Origin of the sequence: Candidatus Pelagibacter communis (assembly GCF_001179925.1) — a bacterium.
Taxonomy (GTDB): Bacteria; Pseudomonadota; Alphaproteobacteria; order Pelagibacterales; family Pelagibacteraceae; genus Pelagibacter; species Pelagibacter ubique_E.
Genome location: NZ_CVSF01000067.1, coordinates 1 through 16,581, shown reverse-complemented (window position 1 = coordinate 16,581; position 16,581 = coordinate 1). Strand labels below are relative to the sequence as shown.

Sequence of the window (16,581 nt, the reverse complement as noted above, 5' to 3'; positions counted from 1 at the left end):
TTTTTACTCTTAGTTTTCCATTTAAAGAAAACAACAAATATTACTGTAAAATACAAATTATCTGAAAAAATTGAAAAATTTTTCAAAAAAACCTAGGGTTTTTGGTGAATTATTAGTTATGAGGACCTCGTTTTTGTTAAGTCCATTTAAGCTATAATCGGCTAATTTGAAAATATTCTTTCCGTCGTAATCGTTTAATTGCTTTAAATAATCATAACTAAGAATTTTTTTTACTGAAATCTGATATTTGAAAAATATTTCTTTCAAGTCGTTAACGATTTGATCTTTTAAACAAATAAATTTTACTTGAATTACTAAATTTTCATTTTTCATATTTTTTAGATTAACAAAATTATCATCTTCACTTGCAATATATTTATCAAAAATCATATGAATTATTTCATTACTGGATGAATATTTTTTAAATTGATTTTTTATTTCAACCAATGTGTCATTTATATCAGTAAATTTTATATTATTTTTTTGAGAATTATATTTGATTGAATTTGCAACAACAAAAAAAAGATCACTTTCTAATATAACACAAATTTCTTTGATATGATCATTCAAATGTTTCTCTAATTCAAAAATATTCTTTTCTAAAAAACTCCTTATTGAAACAAAATTATCTTTAGAAGCATTTTCTTGTATAAAATTTTCTTTAGTTAAGATTACTTTGTTTTCCATATCTAGAGCTTGAAACAATATTTTATTTTTCTTAATTAATATGAAATATCGATTGTAATAAATATCATTCATTAGTTATCATCAAATTATTTTGTCTAAAATCAATTATTTTGGCATTTTCAAACTTATCTTCTTTAATAATTTCAAATATTTGATTTAAATTTTCTAAAGTTAAATTAAAAGGCATCTTTATGATTATTCCATCTTTAGTTAAAATATCCCATCGATTTGATTTAAAATAATATAAATTTTTTATCTTTTTAAAATCAAAATTTGAAGCATCAACTAAATTTTTAAAAAATAAAAAATTTTTTACATTTATATCTCCAAAAATAAATGGTAATTCTAGACTAGAATGTTTTTTTTCTAGTAAATTTCCATTTTCTAAAACAATATAATTAATACCGCTTTTTTTTGTTAAAGCCAAAAAATTCGTTTTTTTTATTTCAATTTTTAATTTGGAAGGATAAATCTTTGTAATATTAAATTCTTGTACAGTCTTATTTGAATTAATTATTTTTGAAATATCCTTTTTATTAAATAAAAAAATATTATTATCTATTAAAATTTTTATATCTTCATAAAGATTCTTTGTTTCTAATTTATTTAATCCAATAATATTTAGTTCCTTAATCTTATAAAAGTCATTGGATAATTTATTATTACTTATAGTTACAGTGAAAAAAAAAATAAATAAGTAGATAAAAATTTTTTTACTTATTCGTTGATGCATCATCTAATAATAATCTAATCAATTTAATAAAACTTATTCCTCTATATGAGCAAATTTCTGGAACTAATGAGAGTTTAGTCATTCCTGGTTGAGTGTTTGTTTCTAAAAGATAAAAATTATTCTTATAATATTTAAAATCTGATCTTGTCACACCTCTGCACCCAAGCAGTTTATGTACTTTTAATGAAATATTCATTAATTCCTTAAATTTTTTTTTTGTCAAATCTACTGGGATAATATGTTTGGTTTTTGCTTTAGAATTGTATTTAGCTTCATAATCATAAAACTTTCTTTTAGGTATTAATTCAATAGCACCTAATTTGATATTGCCTAAAATTGCCGCTTGAATTTCACGACCAGGGATAAATTGCTCTATTAAAATTTCTTTGTAAAATTTAAGTTTTTTCAATCTTCTTTTTAAATTAGATTTATTGCATATATATACATTTACACTTGATCCTTCATTTATTGGTTTAATAACTACTGGAAAGCCAAATTTTTTTTTAATATTCAAATTTAATTCTGAATAAGATCTATCGTAAGAAAACTTAATGAATTTTGGTGTCAAAATTTTATTTTCTATAAATATTTTTTTAGAAATTTCTTTATCCATTGCTTTTGCAGAAGAAATAACTCCTGAATGAGTATATGGAATACCAATATTTTCTAGGATTGACTGAATATATCCATCCTCACCGTATTGCCCATGCAATGCATTAAATATCAAATTCGGCTTATATTTTTTTGTTATGTTAAATAACTCATAATCTGGTTCACAAGTTTTTATTTTATATCCATTTTTTTTTAATTCTTTCGCAACTTGACTACCAGTTTGGAGACTAATTTCTCGCTCTTTCGATATACCACCTGAAATTATTAAAATTTTTTTTTTCAATTTTCTAAAATCTTTATTTCTTTTTCTATATTAACACCTGTTTTTTTAAAAACGCTTTCCTCTACAAAATTAATCAGTCTTTTCATATCATTAAATGTTGCATTTCCTTTATTGACAAAAAAATTTGAATGTTTTTCTGAAATACAAGCATCACCAAATTTTGTATTAGCAGGCACAGACTCTTCAATTAATTCCCAAGCTTTTTTTGTAGTCTTCTTAGTTGGATTTTTGAATGTGCTACCACCAGTCTTAATTTTAGATGGTTGATTATTTTCTTTTTTTTCTTTTAATTCTGTCATTGTTTCGATGATTTTTCTTGTATCTTGTTTTTCACCTTTAAATGATGCACTTAAAAAAATCAAATCTTCAGATAAATTGTTATTTCTGTAATCAAAATTTATTTCTTTTGCTGGAATAGTTAATACATTTCCTTTTTTATCTATTGCTTGAATAGAAACTAAAATATCTTTTATTTCTCTATCAAAACATCCGGCATTCATTCTAATACCCCCACCTATAGTCCCAGGTATACAAGCCAAAAACTCAAAACCACCTAAAGAATTATTTGCAGCAAATTCTGCCAATTTTTTATCTAAAACAGCTGCACCTGATATAATTATATTTGAATTTAAGACAGATAATCTACTAAAATTTTTTCCAAGTTTAATTACTACCCCATCATAAATTTCGTCAGTAATTAGCGTGTTTGAGCCAGCTCCAATTATATGGATTTTTTCTTTATTATCTAAAATTTTTAAAAATTCTATCAAATCTTTTAATTCATTAGCTTTAAAAAAAACTTTTGCTTTACCACCAATATTAAACCAATTTTTTTTTTTTAAATCAGCGTTATAGACAATATTTGTATCAAAATTTTTAATTAATTTTTTTAATTCATTTGTTTTCATTATAATAAATCTGGAAGTTCTTTAATCCAATTAGATATAGATCCAGCTCCCATGCCTACAACTATCTTTTTACCATACATATTTTGTTTTAAATAATTTGCTAATTGATGATTATTCTCAACCATAAATAATTTAACGCTGGAATTTTTTATTATACTCCTTGCAAAGTCCTCATAACTAAATCCTAATTTTATTTTTTCTCCAGCTGAATAAATTGGGCAAAGAACAACTATATCTGCATCCTTAAAAGCATATGTAAAATCTTTTTTCAAATCCTTCAATCTTGAAATTCGATGGGGTTGAAAAATACATACTTTTTCATATTCATTAAAAACTTGTTTAACACCCTGTAAAACAACTTTAATTTCTGTTGGGTGATGAGCATAATCATCATAAAAATCAATTTTATTGTATGTAAATATTTTATTAAATCTTCTTTGCACACCTTTAAAGTTTTTTAACCCTATTTTTATTTTTTGAATTGGAATTCCAACTGTTAAAGCAACACCTATGGCACCAACTGCATTTCTTATATTATGGATGCCTAGCAGTGGTATTGTAATATCTTTGATATTTAAAACATCTTTATTGGGTAATTTTACTTGAAGATCAAATTTAGAGAAAGATTTGTACTGTTTAACATTTTTAATAATTAAATTTGCATTATCTTTTTGACCATAAGTATAAAAATTTTTGCTTTTAATTGACTTCAATAGCTGACGATTAATTTTATCATCTATGCATATAAATGATTTACCAAATGAAGGTACTTTATTAATAAATTCAATAAAATATTTCTTGAGATCATTCATAGATTTATAAAAATCCATATGTTCTCTATCGATATTTGTTATTATTGAATAAGTTGGAGAAATATGTACAAAACTTCCATCTGACTCATCAGCTTCTAAAATTGACCAATCGCTCTTACCTAATTTAGCAGTGTTTTTAATTGAATTAATCACACCACCATTAATTATTGTTGGATCAATTTTTGTCTCTTGAAATATCGAAGCAATTAAAGAGGTAGTTGTAGTTTTTCCATGCGAACCAACAACCACTATATTTTTCATCAAGGACACTATACTAGCTAACATTTTGCCTCTTCTAATTATTGGGATCTTTTTTCTTTTTGCTTCAATCAATTCAAGATTATTATTTTTAATTGCTGAAGAAATAACTACGATTGTAGCATCTTTTAGGTTTTTTTTTGAATGACCAGAATAAATTTTAATTTTTTCTTTTTTTAATCTCTCTATATTTTTATTATTACTAATATCACTTCCTTGAACTTTAAATCCTTGACCTTTCATTATTAACGAAAGACCACTCATACCTATTCCACCTATTCCGATAAAATGAATAATTTCTTTTTTTGCTAATTTAATTTTCATTTATTATTCTTTGTAATTTCTTATTCATTTCACTCCATGAGTTTTCATATCTCAGTTTCTCAAGATTTAATTTTTTCATTTTCAAATCAGAGTTTTCTTTCAATATATCAAATAAAATATTCAAGAGTTTTTCTTTGTTAAGATTTTTTTGCTCTAAAACCCAGCAACAACCCAATTCTTCATAGAATTGTGCATTTTTCATTTGATGATTATCTTTGGCAGTTGGGAGAGGAATCGCTAAGAAGGGCTTTTTTAAGAATGTAATTTCTGCTAATGAAGAAGCTCCAGCTCTAGTAATACAAAAATCAGACTTATTAATTAAATCATGAAATTTATTCTCAAAGCTAAAAATCTTATTTTCAATATTTTTTGAATCATAAAAATCTTTTAATTTTTGAATATTGTCTTTTCTTGTTTGCTGAAATACTTTTATTGAAAAATTTTTTGAAATATCAAATATTGTTTCTTTTATCAATTCATCAAAAACTTGGGCTCCCTGACTTCCACCAAATATTAAAAAACAAAACTTTTTATCTAAATTCTCATTTTTTTCTAATCCATAAAAAACTTTAGAAACTAAAGGTTTTATCAATTCCATTTTATGAATATGTCTTTTAGGAAAATTAGATAATTTGTTTGAATAACAAATTATTTTTTTAGAAAAATTTAGAAAAAATTTATTACCTCTGCCTAACACTAGATTGGGCTCTACCAATAAAATTGTGGTACCAAGAATCTTGGCAGCAATAATCACAGGAAATGACATATATCCACCTATAGAAATTACTTTTTCTATTTTTTTTTTTTTTAAAAAAAAAATTACTTTAAATATTAAATAAATTAATTTCACTAATCTAAATGGAAAATAGAGACTTAAAGTCAAGCTCGGAGTATCAATTATAAAAATTTTATTAGTTTCTGAAGAAAAATATTTTAATCCCCTGATATCTGAGGAATAAAAAATTTCAAAATTATTTTTTAAATGTTCTTTAATAATTTTTGCAGGTATTACATGCCCTCCAGTTCCACCTGTGGTGATTAATATTTTTTTCACTTTGAAAATAAAACTTTTCTTTTTGTCAAATTTAAGATTATACCAGATAATATTGAGACACTAATTATTGATGATCCTCCATAACTTAAAAATGGTAAAGTCATACCAGTTGTGGGAAATAATCTAATGTTAACTCCAATATGTATCATTGCTTGTAATAATATTAAACTAGCTGAACCTACTAAGATTAATCTTGCAGTGTTATTTGCTTCTTTATCTACTTTTTTTAAAATTGAGAAAATAAACACTAAAAATAAAAACAATATTAACATTATTACAATTACACCAAATTCTTCAGATATAACTGAAATAATATAATCCGTGTGTGCCTCTGGTACTCTATTTTTCAATGTTCCTTCTCCAATGCCTTTACCAAAAAAACCTCCACTTATGATTGAGTCCAGTGCTTTATCAGATTGAAAATTATGAGTACCTGTTTCTGTATCAAAAAAAGATAACAATCTATTTTTTATATATTCAAATTTTGGAATATAAAAAACTATATATAAAAGCAAAATTATACCAACTAAAGATATTGAAAAAAGAAAAAATAAATTAATTCCTGAAACAAAAATTAATATTAACCAACTAAGTCCAATTAATAAAGTCTGACCTAAGTCAGGCTGTAAAATTAACAAAAGTATGATTAATGCTGTTAATAAAAAAGATATTGAAAATTTTATAGTAAAATTAGCAAAGCTGTTATTTGAAATAATTAAAGCCAAAATTATTATAAAAAAAGGTTTTACTAATTCAACAGGTTGTAATCTTGGTAAAAAAAATAAATCTAACCATCTTGTTGATCCTTTCACTTCAATCCCAATAAATGGGACTAAAAGTAGTAAAATCAAAGAAAATAAAAAGATATAAACTGAAATTTTATATAATGTTTTTTGCTCAATATAAGAAAATATAAAAATAATAAACAACCCTATTAAAACGAAAACTAGATGTTTAAAGAAGAAAAAATAACTGTTTGTTTCAAGTTTATCAGATGCAATTAGAGAGGTTGATACTAGCGAGAAAAATAAACCAGTTAAAAATAAAGCAATTATTAAACTAAGAATAAATTTATCTAAATTTTTCCACCACTGATAATAAGAAAAGTAATTAAAAAATTTTTCTAGCATGAATATTCTTTTTTATTAATTTACTAAAATATTTTCCTCTATCTTCAAAATTTTTAAAATTATCAAAAGATGCTGCGGCAGGACTAAAAAGAATAGTTTTATTAGAAGAATTATCTTTTTTAACATCTTTAAACAATTCATTTAATGCTTTTGATAAATTAAAAAATTTTTTAATTTTAATTTTTTTTTTTAGATCTATAGAGAATTTTTTTTGATTAACTCCAAAAATATAACCTTGAACTTTCCTGCAATAATTTTTCGATAAATTAAATTTATCACCTATTTTTGGTATACCCCCTATTAACCAATAAATATTATTCTTTCTTTTCAGCATTTCAATTGAAGATGAATAACTGGTAGATTTTGAATCGTTGATAATTGAAATTTTTTTATTTTTAAAAATTATCTGCTGACGATAATTCAAACCCTTAAATTTTTTAACTGCTTTAATCAAATTGCTTTTTTTAACATTAAATTTTTTTGCTAATTCAATTACGAACGACAGATTTTCAATATTTGATGCTGATAAGAAATATTCATTATGAAACATATTAATAAATTTTTTTTTAAGTTTTGTATCAACTTCGATAATTTTACTTTTGTATTTAATTTTTTTAATTCTATTTTGAATATATTTATCGAATTTATTTATTAATACTATTGAGTTTTTATTTTGATTTTTGATAAGTTTAAATTTTGCTAAAATATAATTGTTTATTGTTCCATGTCTCTCTAAATGGTCTGGAGAGATATTAAGTATTGCAGCATATTTAGATTTAAATAATTTGCTATATTCTAATTGATAAGATGAAGCTTCAATAACAAAAATAGTGTCTTCTTTAATTTTTTTGATAGATAAAATTGGATAACCAATATTACCAGCCAATCTAGCGTCATATTTCTGTTGTTTTAGTACCTGATGTAATAACTGGCAGGTAGTAGATTTACCGTTTGTTCCTGTAATAGTAATACACAGATTTTTATAAAAAGAATAAAATATGTCTAAATCTGTATAAATGATTTTTGAATTTTTTTTTAAAAATTTATTTAATTTACATTTTTTATTATTTATGCCCGGACTTATTACAATCAAATCAAATTTGATTTTTTTAATAAGGCTTAATGAAATTAGATTTTTTTTGGTGTAACTATTTAATTTTATCTTATTATTATCATCAAATAAAAAAACCTGATTTCTTTTTTTTAAAAATTTAAAAGATGAAATACCACTTTTACCAAGACCATAAATTAGAATTTTTTTATTGATAAAAATATTTGAATTTTCATTCATTATCTTAATTTTAAGGTAGCTAAACCTATCATTGCTAAAATTATTGAAATAATCCAAAACCTAATCACAACTGTTGACTCAGGCCAGCCTTTCTTTTCAAAATGATGGTGTATTGGTGCCATCTTAAAGATTCTTTTTCCTGTAAGTTTATATGATATTACTTGGACCATTACAGAAACTGCTTCCAAAACAAAAAGACCTCCTGTAATTGCTAAAACAATTTCGTGTTTTGTAATTATCCCTACGGCTCCTAAAGAACCTCCTAAAGACAATGAGCCAGTATCACCCATAAAAATCTTAGCCGGAGGAGCATTAAACCATAAAAAACCTAAGCATGAACCTATTATTGCTCCACAAAAAATTGATACTTCTCCCGTGCCTTCTATGTAAGGTATTTGCAAATAATCAGAAAACACAACATTTCCTGTGACATAACTTATAAAAGCAAAACAAACTGCAACTAATATCACCGGCACTGTAGCTAAACCATCTAGGCCATCTGTAAGGTTTACAGCATTAGATGAACCAACAATTACAAATACTGAAAAAGGAATAAAAAACCAACCAAGATTTATGATTAGATTTTTAAAAAATGGAAAATATAAATTTGTGATTTCTTGATAATCTACAAAATATACAAAGAAACATACTCCCGTAATTGATATTATAATTTGTAAAATTATTTTCAATTTAGATGATATTCCTGAAGAATTACTATGTTTAATTTTTTTATAATCATCAAAGGCTCCTAACAGTCCAAAAGAAACTGCGATAAATATACAAAATAGAATATTAATATTAGATAAATCACCCCAACATAGTACTGATATCAATAAGCCTAGTAAGATAATTACTCCACCCATTGTTGGTGTTCCAATTTTTTTTATAATATGATCTTCTGGACCATCATCACGTATCGGATTTAAAATTTTTTGGTTTGAAAAAAATCTGATAAATGGGCCACCGATAATTAAAACAATTATCAAAGAAGTAAAAACTGATAAACCAGTTCTAAATGTTAAATATTTAAAAACATTTAAAAATCCAAAAGTATCAACAAAGTTTAGTAAAAATTGATATAGCATTATTTAAATCCTTTTATGTCTTTTACTATTTGATTAAAACCTGTCGCATTTGAGGCTTTGATCATTAAATAATCGTCATTATTTAAGTCTTTTTTTATAAATTCTATAATTTGAGACTTGTTATGCAAAACTCTGCCCTTTTTAGATTTAGAAAGTTTTTGAAATATTAATTTAACATTATTTCCTTTAACAAATACTTTATTAATTTTTGTTTTATTAATTATAGGAGCAATAGATTTATGAAGTTTTTTTGAGTGTCTTCCAAGTTCTAACATATCTCCAATTAAAAGATATTTTTTTGATTTTTTTGATTCAATTTTTTCAAAATTTAGAATAGCAGACTTAAGAGATAAAGGATTAGAATTGTAACTTTCATCAACTAAATTGATATTTTTATTCATAATCTTGATACGTGAAATATCACCGCGTCCTTTAGGTATTTCAAAATTTAAGAAAATATTTTTATTTAATTTAGAAATATCAAAATAAATGCTGATTACAGCTATTGCCCCTAAAATGTTGTAGATATTACTTTGAAAATTATTTGAAATTAAAAAATATTTTTTAAGATTATCATGCTTAATTTTAATCAAAAAATTCTTACCATTTCTATTTATATTTTTTAAACAAATATTAGATTTTTGGTCATTAATACCGAATGAAATCACTTTTAAATTTTTCTTAAAAGCGATCGTTTTATGCAATTTAAAAAACCTATCATCTGCATTTAACACAATATAACCCTTTGGTCTTGTATTATGAATAATTTCTGACTTGGCTAATGCAATATCTTTTATATTATTAAAATTTTTTGCATGTGCATAATTAATATTAGTAATGACACTTACATTTGGTTTAATAATTTTAGATAAATTATCTATTTCACCCTTTTTATCCATACCTACCTCTAAAACTCCATAATTGTCAGCATAATTTAAATTAAAAAGACTTAAAGGAACTCCATATTTATTATTAAATGATCTTGGAGATATACTAACCTTAGAAATTTTCTTTAATGTATTTCCCAACAATTCTTTAAGTGATGTTTTTCCACAACTTCCTGTTATAGCAATTATTTTAGTATTTATATTTTTTCTAAAAATTCCTGAAATATCTGTTAAAAATTTTAATGAATTTTTAACTTTGATTTGATTATGTATTTTTAATTTTTTTTGAATTTTATTTACTACTGCTAATGAAGCTTTATTTTTAAAAGATTGGCTTATAAATTTATTTCCATCATTTTTATTTCCTTTAATTGCAAAAAAAATGTCATCTTTTTTAACCTCTTTAGAATTAATTCTAGCTTGATTTAATTTAAGTGAAAAAGGGAACTTTTTATTGCCAGAAACTTCCCTAATGATATTTAATTTAAGATTATTAGATAAAGAATGATTTTTAGTTTTAATCGATTTCAAAATTATTTTTTTATCTGAGAAAAAAATTTTTCGTTTGCCAATATCTTGAACTTTTTCATGGCCTTTTCCAGCAACAAGCAAAATTTCTCCAGTTGTTAAATTTTTAATTGCCCGGGCTATTGCTTTACCTCTATCTGAAATTTCTATAACTTTTGTTTTTTTTATTCCGGTTCTAATATCTTTTCTAATTTTATGTGAACTCTCAAATCTTGGATTATCATCGGTAAGATATATTTCGTCTGAAAAGATATCAGCGATTTTTCCCATTTTGGAACGTTTGTTCTGGTCTCTATTTCCACCACATCCAAATAATAAAATTATTTTCTTATCTGGGAATTGTTCTTTTAAATTCAAAAGGCATGTTTTTAAAGCATCAGGAGTATGTGCATAATCTAAAACTACTTTTGATTTATTTTTAATCATACCTATTTTTTCAAATCTTCCCTCGATAGGTTTGAGACTTGGTAAAACATTCAAAATTTTGTTTAAATTTAATCCACTTTTTTCCGCAGCTATAAGTGCCATTAAGATATTTTTAATTTGGATTTTTCCAATTAGATTTATCCTTATAAGCTTAACAACACCTTTATATTTTATTTTAAGAATTTGAGATTCATCGTTAAAAGAATGAGTTAAAATTTTCAACTTTTCATTTTTACCCTCTAAGGTATTAAGTTTTAAAAATTTTTTTTTTGCGATTTTTTTAATCTTATCAAACTCGGGTATTTTTGAATCAGTTATTATATTTCCCTTTTTTTTTATAAGATTTCTAAATAAATAAAGTTTTGCATCTAAATAATCTTTCAAGTTTTTGTGATAATCTAGATGATCTTGAGATAAATTTGAAAATATTCCTGTATTAAAATTTAATCCATCTAATCTATTTTGATCTAAACCGTGGCTTGAAGCTTCCATGATCACATTTTCTATTCTATGATTTTTAAGCTTTTTTAAAATTTGCCCCAAATGTATTGGGTCGATTGTTGTATTTAATAAATCAAAATTTACTGTTTTGGAACGAACTCCTAAAGTTCCAATAGTTGCAGCTTTCTTATTATTTAAAGTTAATATTTGATAATAAAAATCTGCTATAGATGATTTTCCATTAGTTCCAGTGACAGCAATAAGATTAGCTGGTTTATTTTTTATCAGTTTAAAAGAAATTTCAGCTAATAATTTTCTTGGATTATTCTCTCTTAAAAAAATTATATTTTTATCTCTGAATTTAATATTTTTTTTTGAAATTATTATTTTTGCTCCATTATTTATTGCATCGAAAATATATTTATTTCCATCAAATTTAGTGCCTTCAATTGCAAAAAAAATATTATCTTTTTTAACCTGCTTGCTGTTAAAAGCTACACCAGAGAAATATGTTTTGTAATATTTTCTATTTATATTTTTTATGAAGTTTCCAAGAAGCATTTTTAATAAACTTCATTATATTTTGTGGCTAAAATAGGCCCAATTTTTTCAATAATTTGTCCAACAACTTCTACTGATGTCCAACCTGCAGTATTAAATGGTGTGCCTTTATATTTAATTCCCGAACCGTCTCTATAATTATAAATATATTCACTATTAGTTTTAGGTTCATCTAACATAACAATAAATACATATTTTGGATTGGAATATGGAAAAACTGATGCAAAAGTATTGATTTTTTTATTTGAATATCCGCCAACAATACTTGTCTGAGCAGTGCCTGTTTTTCCTCCAACTTGATATCCATCAACATTAGCTAGAGATGCAGTACCTTCTTTAGTAGTCACAATTTTTCTTAGAATTGGATTAATCTTTTTAGATACATCGTTATTCAGTATCTTTTTATTTTTAATCTTAGATTTATTTTTGATTAAAGTAGGATTAATCTTATAGCCACCATTTACTATTATTGAATAAGCGTTAGCTAATTGAAGAATAGTGGTTGTAATTCCATGACCGTAAGAAGTTGTTGCTAATTTACACTTTCCCCACCTAAAAGGTATAGGTACTCCCACTTCTTCAATATCAAATTTAATTGCACTTATTAAACTTAATTTATCCAAAAAATTTTTAAATTTTTCCAAACCAATAGCTTGGGCAATCCTAACTGACCCTATGTTACCTGATCTAATGAGTATTTGTTCAGCAGTTAGATCAGATGGAATTTTTTTATCATATTCACTAATTGTGTTTTTTCCACATTGAATGCTTTTTTCTAAATTTTTAAATTGTGTTTCTGGTTCTACAGCTTTTTCGTGAATACCTGCTGCAAGAGTAAAAGTCTTAAAAACAGAGCCAAATTCATAAACACCCTTTGTTACTCTATTAATATAATTCTCGTCGGTGATGTTAATTCTTTGATTTGGATTAAAATCTGGAAGTGATATTAAAGACAAAATTTCTCCAGAATTAACATCGATTAATATTGCTGCGCTTCCTTTAGTTTTAAAAACTTCATTAAATTTGATTAATTCTTCCCTTATTAAAAATTGAATATCTTTATCTACAGTTAAATGAATTTTATCTTTATCTTTTTTTAATTCTTTGTCTAAAGATTTTTCAAGTCCAGAGATACCATTATTGTCATCATCAATTTGTCCAATAATATGACTAAATAAGTTTTTTTGTGGATAAATCCTTGTAAGTTTTTCCTCAGATTTAATAGATTTGTCTCCAAGCATCATTATTTTTTCATAATTTTCGTCGGAAATTTTTTTTTCAAACCAAAAAAATTTTTTTTTCTTAAATTTTAATTTAATCGACTCATAATCTTTATTTGGAAAAATATACCTAAGATTTAATAATAATTTTTCTTCATCAATTATTTCAACTGGATTTATACCAATATCTATTGAGCTTACTGTTCTTGCCAAAAAATTATCATTTCTATCTACAATATCTGCCCGTTTAAGTTTACTAAAAACTTTTATCTGATTTTTATTTAAATCATCAGAATTTCTTGAGCCAAGATGAACTAAATGAATTGAATATATAATTGAAATAATAAAAAAAATAAAAAAAATAAACGCTACCCGATTGAATTTTATATTAATGTCAGATTTAGTTTTTGTGTATTCAAATTCATTGTTGTTATCGTATAAAATAAATCTTTCTTTATTTTTCATTAATTTTTCCTGATATTTTTAACTTAGTGATAACTAGCTCTTTATCTATAATTTCTAAAGTTTTTAATTCTTTTAGTGATTTCTTAATTAATAAATTTTCAAAATATAATTTTTGATATTCTAATAATTTTTCTGAAGAACTTAAATAATCAAATTCCAATTTTGTGTCATTCAATCTGTTTTCTAAAAATAATATATTTTCTCTTAAAGAATAAATTTGATCATCTAAATCTTTTGTGGAATTCTTTATTAAAGAGGTAGATATGATTAGGGTGAATATTACTGCAAAAACTATTAATTTTTTCATAGTTTTAAACCTAAATTTTCTATCTCAATTAATTCAGAAAATTTATTTAAAATATCGCTTTCAATTTCATATTCATCCGCTTGTTTTATAAGATACCTTAATTTAGCAGACCTTGAGGGTAGATTCTCTTTTAATTCTTTATCCGATGGAACAATTGGTTTTTTTAAAGGCATTTTAAATGAAATTTTTTTTTGCTGAACTTTTGGCTCGTATCTGGAAATACTTTTATTTTCAGATAAACTTTTAAAAAAATATTTGACTATTTTGTCTTCTAATGAATGAAATGTAACTACAGCTAAAATACCATCCTTCTTTAAAATTTTAGCAGAATTTATTAAACCATTAATTAATTCACTTATTTCTTTGTTTACAAAAATTCTTAATGCTTGAAAAGTTTTTGTAGAACTATGAACTCTATAGTTTTTTTTTCTTTTCGATTTTTCTATGATTCTAACAAGTTCTTGGGTATCAATTATTTTAAGCTGTCTTTCTTTTACAATATTTTTTGCTATAATTTTAGCATCGTTTTCATCACCAAAATATTTTAATATTTTTTCTATTTCTTTAACTTCAAGATTATTTATTGCTTCTTTGGCTGAGAAATCATTGAGGCCCATCATCATATTAAGTTCTCCTTGTGAGTTAAATGATAAACCTTTTTTAGGATCTTTTATTTGTGTAAATGAATAACCTAAATCGAAAACAATACCTTTTATATTTTCATTTTTTAATTTTAGATTATTTAACATACTGAATTTTAAATTTTTAAACAAAAAACGATCAGGAAATTTTTCTTGGATTATTTTTCCAATAATCTCACTGTTTATATCTCTATCTATACCAATTACTTTAGTATTTTGATATTTAAGGATTTCTTTTGTGTACCCTCCTTGACCAAGGGTACAATCAATAAATGTGCCACCATGTTGAGGGGAAATAACGCTAATAATTTCTTTTAGCAGTACAGGGTAGTGTTTTACATTATCCTGTACTATGGTGGCTTCCATTTATTTTTTCGAAGACCATTAATTTTTTTGTCTTCTTAAAAATGCTGGTATTTCAAGATCATCCTCATCTTGATCTTCATTTTCAGTCAACAAAAGTTCATCAGAATTAGAAATTTCACTATCATTGCTAAATAAATCTGGAGATTTAGTATCTACTCCAAATTCACTTAAATCATTATTTATAGCTTCGTTATTTTCTGAGAGCTCATTTGTATTTGTAGCTTCTTTAGTGAAAGATATTTCTTCATCATTTAAAGTATTCTCTACAATATTTTCTACTTCTTGATTTTTTAATAATTCCTTATGATATTCATTATTAACTTGATTGATGTCATCATGCGCAGTTTGTTGACTCATATTTTCAGAAACTATTTCATTTTCTAATTTTAATGCATTTGCACCATGTGAAATCGGATTTGAATTCGTATTTGAAAAACTAAATGAACCTGTCCCGTTAGATGAAAAATCAGAATAACCTGGATTACGATTTTGTATTCGATGTACCATATTGATAACTGATTTTGACTCAGGTTGTTGCCCGTCTAAAGCAGTTGCAACGATTGATACTCGAATTTTTCCATCTAAAGATGGGTCAATTATTGATCCATTTATAATTTCTGCTTCTGAATCAACCTCAGATCTAATCTTATTTACTATTTCATCTACCTCAAAAAGCTTTAAATCTTCTCCGCCTGTAATGTTTATTAATAAACCTTTTGCGCCTTTAAGAGAGTAATCATCTATCAAAGGATTATTTAAAGCCAATTCTGTCGCTTTATCTGCTCTATTTTCTCCTTCAGCTTCACCCGTGCCCATCATCGCTTTACCCATTGAACTCATTACAGTTTCAACATCTGCAAAATCTAAATTAACTAATCCATCCTTCACCATCAAATCAGTTACACTTTGAACTCCATGCCTTAAAATACTATTAGATAATTGAAATGACTCTTTATAAGTTGTTTGTTCATTTGCAATTTTAAACAAATTTTGATTTGGTATTACGATAATAGTATCCACATGTTTTCTTAACTCTTCTAATCCCTGCTGTGCTCTTCGCATTCTTGATGGTGCTTCGTATAAAAAAGGAAGTGTCACAACACCCACTGTTAAAATATTTAATTCTTTAGCAGCTCTGGCAATTACGTGGGCCGCTCCAGTTCCAGTACCTCCGCCCATACCAGCAGTTATAAAAACCATATTTGCACCTTTAAGAATATCCACAATGTCATTTAAAGATTCATCAGCTGCGGCTTGACCTATTTCATGTTTTGCTCCTGCTCCCAAACCTTTGGTTAAATTTAAACCAATTTGTATTCTTGTTTTAGACTTACTAGTCTTTAAATCTTGAGCATCAGTATTAACAGCTACAAATTCAACTCCATCTACACCTGCATCAATCATTTCATTAATTGCATTTCCTCCAGCTCCCCCAACTCCAAGAACTAATATTCTAGGTTTTAATTCTTTTATTTCTGGTACTTTAAAATTAATTGTCATCTTATCATCCCCTCATTATTTATTTAGTTGTTGCTCCCATCTAAGACTAGCTCGATTAATAT

General features: G+C 24.9%; 14 protein-coding genes. All 14 read right to left on the bottom strand.

Going from position 1 to position 16,581, the window contains the following annotated elements:
* Positions 1-57: 57 nt before the first annotated feature.
* From AMN70_RS04435 to ftsZ, 14 genes are read right to left on the bottom strand one after another with little or no spacing between them, the layout of a single operon-like run.
* Positions 58-759, bottom strand: a complete 702-nt coding sequence (locus AMN70_RS04435; RefSeq protein ID WP_075502156.1) for a hypothetical protein — start codon at positions 757-759, stop codon at positions 58-60.
* The gene (locus AMN70_RS04430; RefSeq protein WP_218836807.1) at positions 752-1,420 is read right to left on the bottom strand and encodes a cell division protein FtsQ/DivIB; all 669 of its coding nucleotides are present in this window, start codon (positions 1,418-1,420) and stop codon (positions 752-754) included. The genes AMN70_RS04435 and AMN70_RS04430 overlap by 8 nt, the downstream gene beginning before the upstream one ends.
* Entirely contained in the window at positions 1,401-2,315 is a 915-nt protein-coding gene (locus AMN70_RS04425) for a D-alanine--D-alanine ligase (protein ID WP_075502152.1), read from the bottom strand. The genes AMN70_RS04430 and AMN70_RS04425 overlap by 20 nt, the downstream gene beginning before the upstream one ends.
* A complete protein-coding gene (gene murB, locus AMN70_RS04420) occupies positions 2,312-3,223 on the bottom strand; it encodes a UDP-N-acetylmuramate dehydrogenase (RefSeq protein WP_075502150.1) in 912 nt (303 codons plus the stop codon). The genes AMN70_RS04425 and murB overlap by 4 nt, the downstream gene beginning before the upstream one ends.
* A complete protein-coding gene (gene murC / locus AMN70_RS04415; protein WP_075502148.1) occupies positions 3,223-4,617 on the bottom strand; it encodes a UDP-N-acetylmuramate--L-alanine ligase in 1,395 nt (464 codons plus the stop codon). Before murC ends, murB begins: the two co-directional genes overlap by 1 nt.
* Positions 4,607-5,671: a UDP-N-acetylglucosamine--N-acetylmuramyl-(pentapeptide) pyrophosphoryl-undecaprenol N-acetylglucosamine transferase gene (locus AMN70_RS04410; RefSeq protein WP_075502146.1), complete on the bottom strand. Its 1,065-nt coding sequence runs from the start codon at positions 5,669-5,671 to the stop codon at positions 4,607-4,609. Before AMN70_RS04410 ends, murC begins: the two co-directional genes overlap by 11 nt.
* On the bottom strand, positions 5,668-6,801 hold the full coding sequence (locus tag AMN70_RS04405; protein ID WP_075502144.1) for an FtsW/RodA/SpoVE family cell cycle protein: 1,134 nt from the start codon (positions 6,799-6,801) through the stop codon (positions 5,668-5,670). The genes AMN70_RS04410 and AMN70_RS04405 overlap by 4 nt, the downstream gene beginning before the upstream one ends.
* On the bottom strand, positions 6,782-8,092 hold the full coding sequence (gene murD, locus AMN70_RS04400; RefSeq protein ID WP_256998037.1) for a UDP-N-acetylmuramoyl-L-alanine--D-glutamate ligase: 1,311 nt from the start codon (positions 8,090-8,092) through the stop codon (positions 6,782-6,784). The genes AMN70_RS04405 and murD overlap by 20 nt, the downstream gene beginning before the upstream one ends.
* Complete coding sequence (mraY, locus tag AMN70_RS04395; protein ID WP_075502142.1) at positions 8,092-9,177, bottom strand: phospho-N-acetylmuramoyl-pentapeptide-transferase; 1,086 nt, start codon at positions 9,175-9,177, stop codon at positions 8,092-8,094. The genes murD and mraY overlap by 1 nt, the downstream gene beginning before the upstream one ends.
* Entirely contained in the window at positions 9,177-12,020 is a 2,844-nt protein-coding gene (locus AMN70_RS04390) for a UDP-N-acetylmuramoyl-L-alanyl-D-glutamate--2,6-diaminopimelate ligase (RefSeq protein ID WP_075502140.1), read from the bottom strand. The genes mraY and AMN70_RS04390 overlap by 1 nt, the downstream gene beginning before the upstream one ends.
* 2 nt (positions 12,021-12,022) lie before the next feature.
* The gene (locus tag AMN70_RS04385; RefSeq protein WP_075502138.1) at positions 12,023-13,705 is read right to left on the bottom strand and encodes a peptidoglycan D,D-transpeptidase FtsI family protein; all 1,683 of its coding nucleotides are present in this window, start codon (positions 13,703-13,705) and stop codon (positions 12,023-12,025) included.
* The gene (locus tag AMN70_RS04380; protein WP_075502137.1) at positions 13,695-14,012 is read right to left on the bottom strand and encodes a hypothetical protein; all 318 of its coding nucleotides are present in this window, start codon (positions 14,010-14,012) and stop codon (positions 13,695-13,697) included. The genes AMN70_RS04385 and AMN70_RS04380 overlap by 11 nt, the downstream gene beginning before the upstream one ends.
* Positions 14,009-15,019 carry a 16S rRNA (cytosine(1402)-N(4))-methyltransferase RsmH gene (gene rsmH / locus AMN70_RS04375; RefSeq protein WP_075502135.1) on the bottom strand — a complete coding sequence of 337 codons (1,011 nt, stop codon included), beginning with the start codon at positions 15,017-15,019 and terminating at the stop codon, positions 14,009-14,011. The genes AMN70_RS04380 and rsmH overlap by 4 nt, the downstream gene beginning before the upstream one ends.
* A gap of 18 nt (positions 15,020-15,037) precedes the next feature.
* The gene (gene ftsZ, locus AMN70_RS04370; RefSeq protein WP_075502133.1) at positions 15,038-16,519 is read right to left on the bottom strand and encodes a cell division protein FtsZ; all 1,482 of its coding nucleotides are present in this window, start codon (positions 16,517-16,519) and stop codon (positions 15,038-15,040) included.
* Positions 16,520-16,581 lie beyond the last annotated feature (62 nt).

Bases quoted from the DNA above. Each gene is read 5' to 3' on its own strand.
- ftsZ (WP_075502133.1), bottom strand. From the start codon at position 16,519: ATGACAATTAATTTTAAAGTACCAGAAATAAAAGAATTAAAACCTAGA.
- murD (WP_256998037.1), bottom strand. From the start codon at position 8,092: ATGAATGAAAATTCAAATATTTTTATCAATAAAAAAATTCTAATTTAT.
- rsmH (WP_075502135.1), bottom strand. From the start codon at position 15,019: ATGGAAGCCACCATAGTACAGGATAATGTAAAACACTACCCTGTACTG.
- murC (WP_075502148.1), bottom strand. From the start codon at position 4,617: ATGAAAATTAAATTAGCAAAAAAAGAAATTATTCATTTTATCGGAATA.
- AMN70_RS04385 (WP_075502138.1), bottom strand. From the start codon at position 13,705: ATGAAAAATAAAGAAAGATTTATTTTATACGATAACAACAATGAATTT.
- AMN70_RS04380 (WP_075502137.1), bottom strand. From the start codon at position 14,012: ATGAAAAAATTAATAGTTTTTGCAGTAATATTCACCCTAATCATATCT.
- AMN70_RS04390 (WP_075502140.1), bottom strand. From the start codon at position 12,020: ATGCTTCTTGGAAACTTCATAAAAAATATAAATAGAAAATATTACAAA.
- AMN70_RS04430 (WP_218836807.1), bottom strand. From the start codon at position 1,420: ATGCATCAACGAATAAGTAAAAAAATTTTTATCTACTTATTTATTTTT.
- AMN70_RS04435 (WP_075502156.1), bottom strand. From the start codon at position 759: ATGAATGATATTTATTACAATCGATATTTCATATTAATTAAGAAAAAT.
- AMN70_RS04405 (WP_075502144.1), bottom strand. From the start codon at position 6,801: ATGCTAGAAAAATTTTTTAATTACTTTTCTTATTATCAGTGGTGGAAA.
- murB (WP_075502150.1), bottom strand. From the start codon at position 3,223: ATGAAAACAAATGAATTAAAAAAATTAATTAAAAATTTTGATACAAAT.
- mraY (WP_075502142.1), bottom strand. From the start codon at position 9,177: ATGCTATATCAATTTTTACTAAACTTTGTTGATACTTTTGGATTTTTA.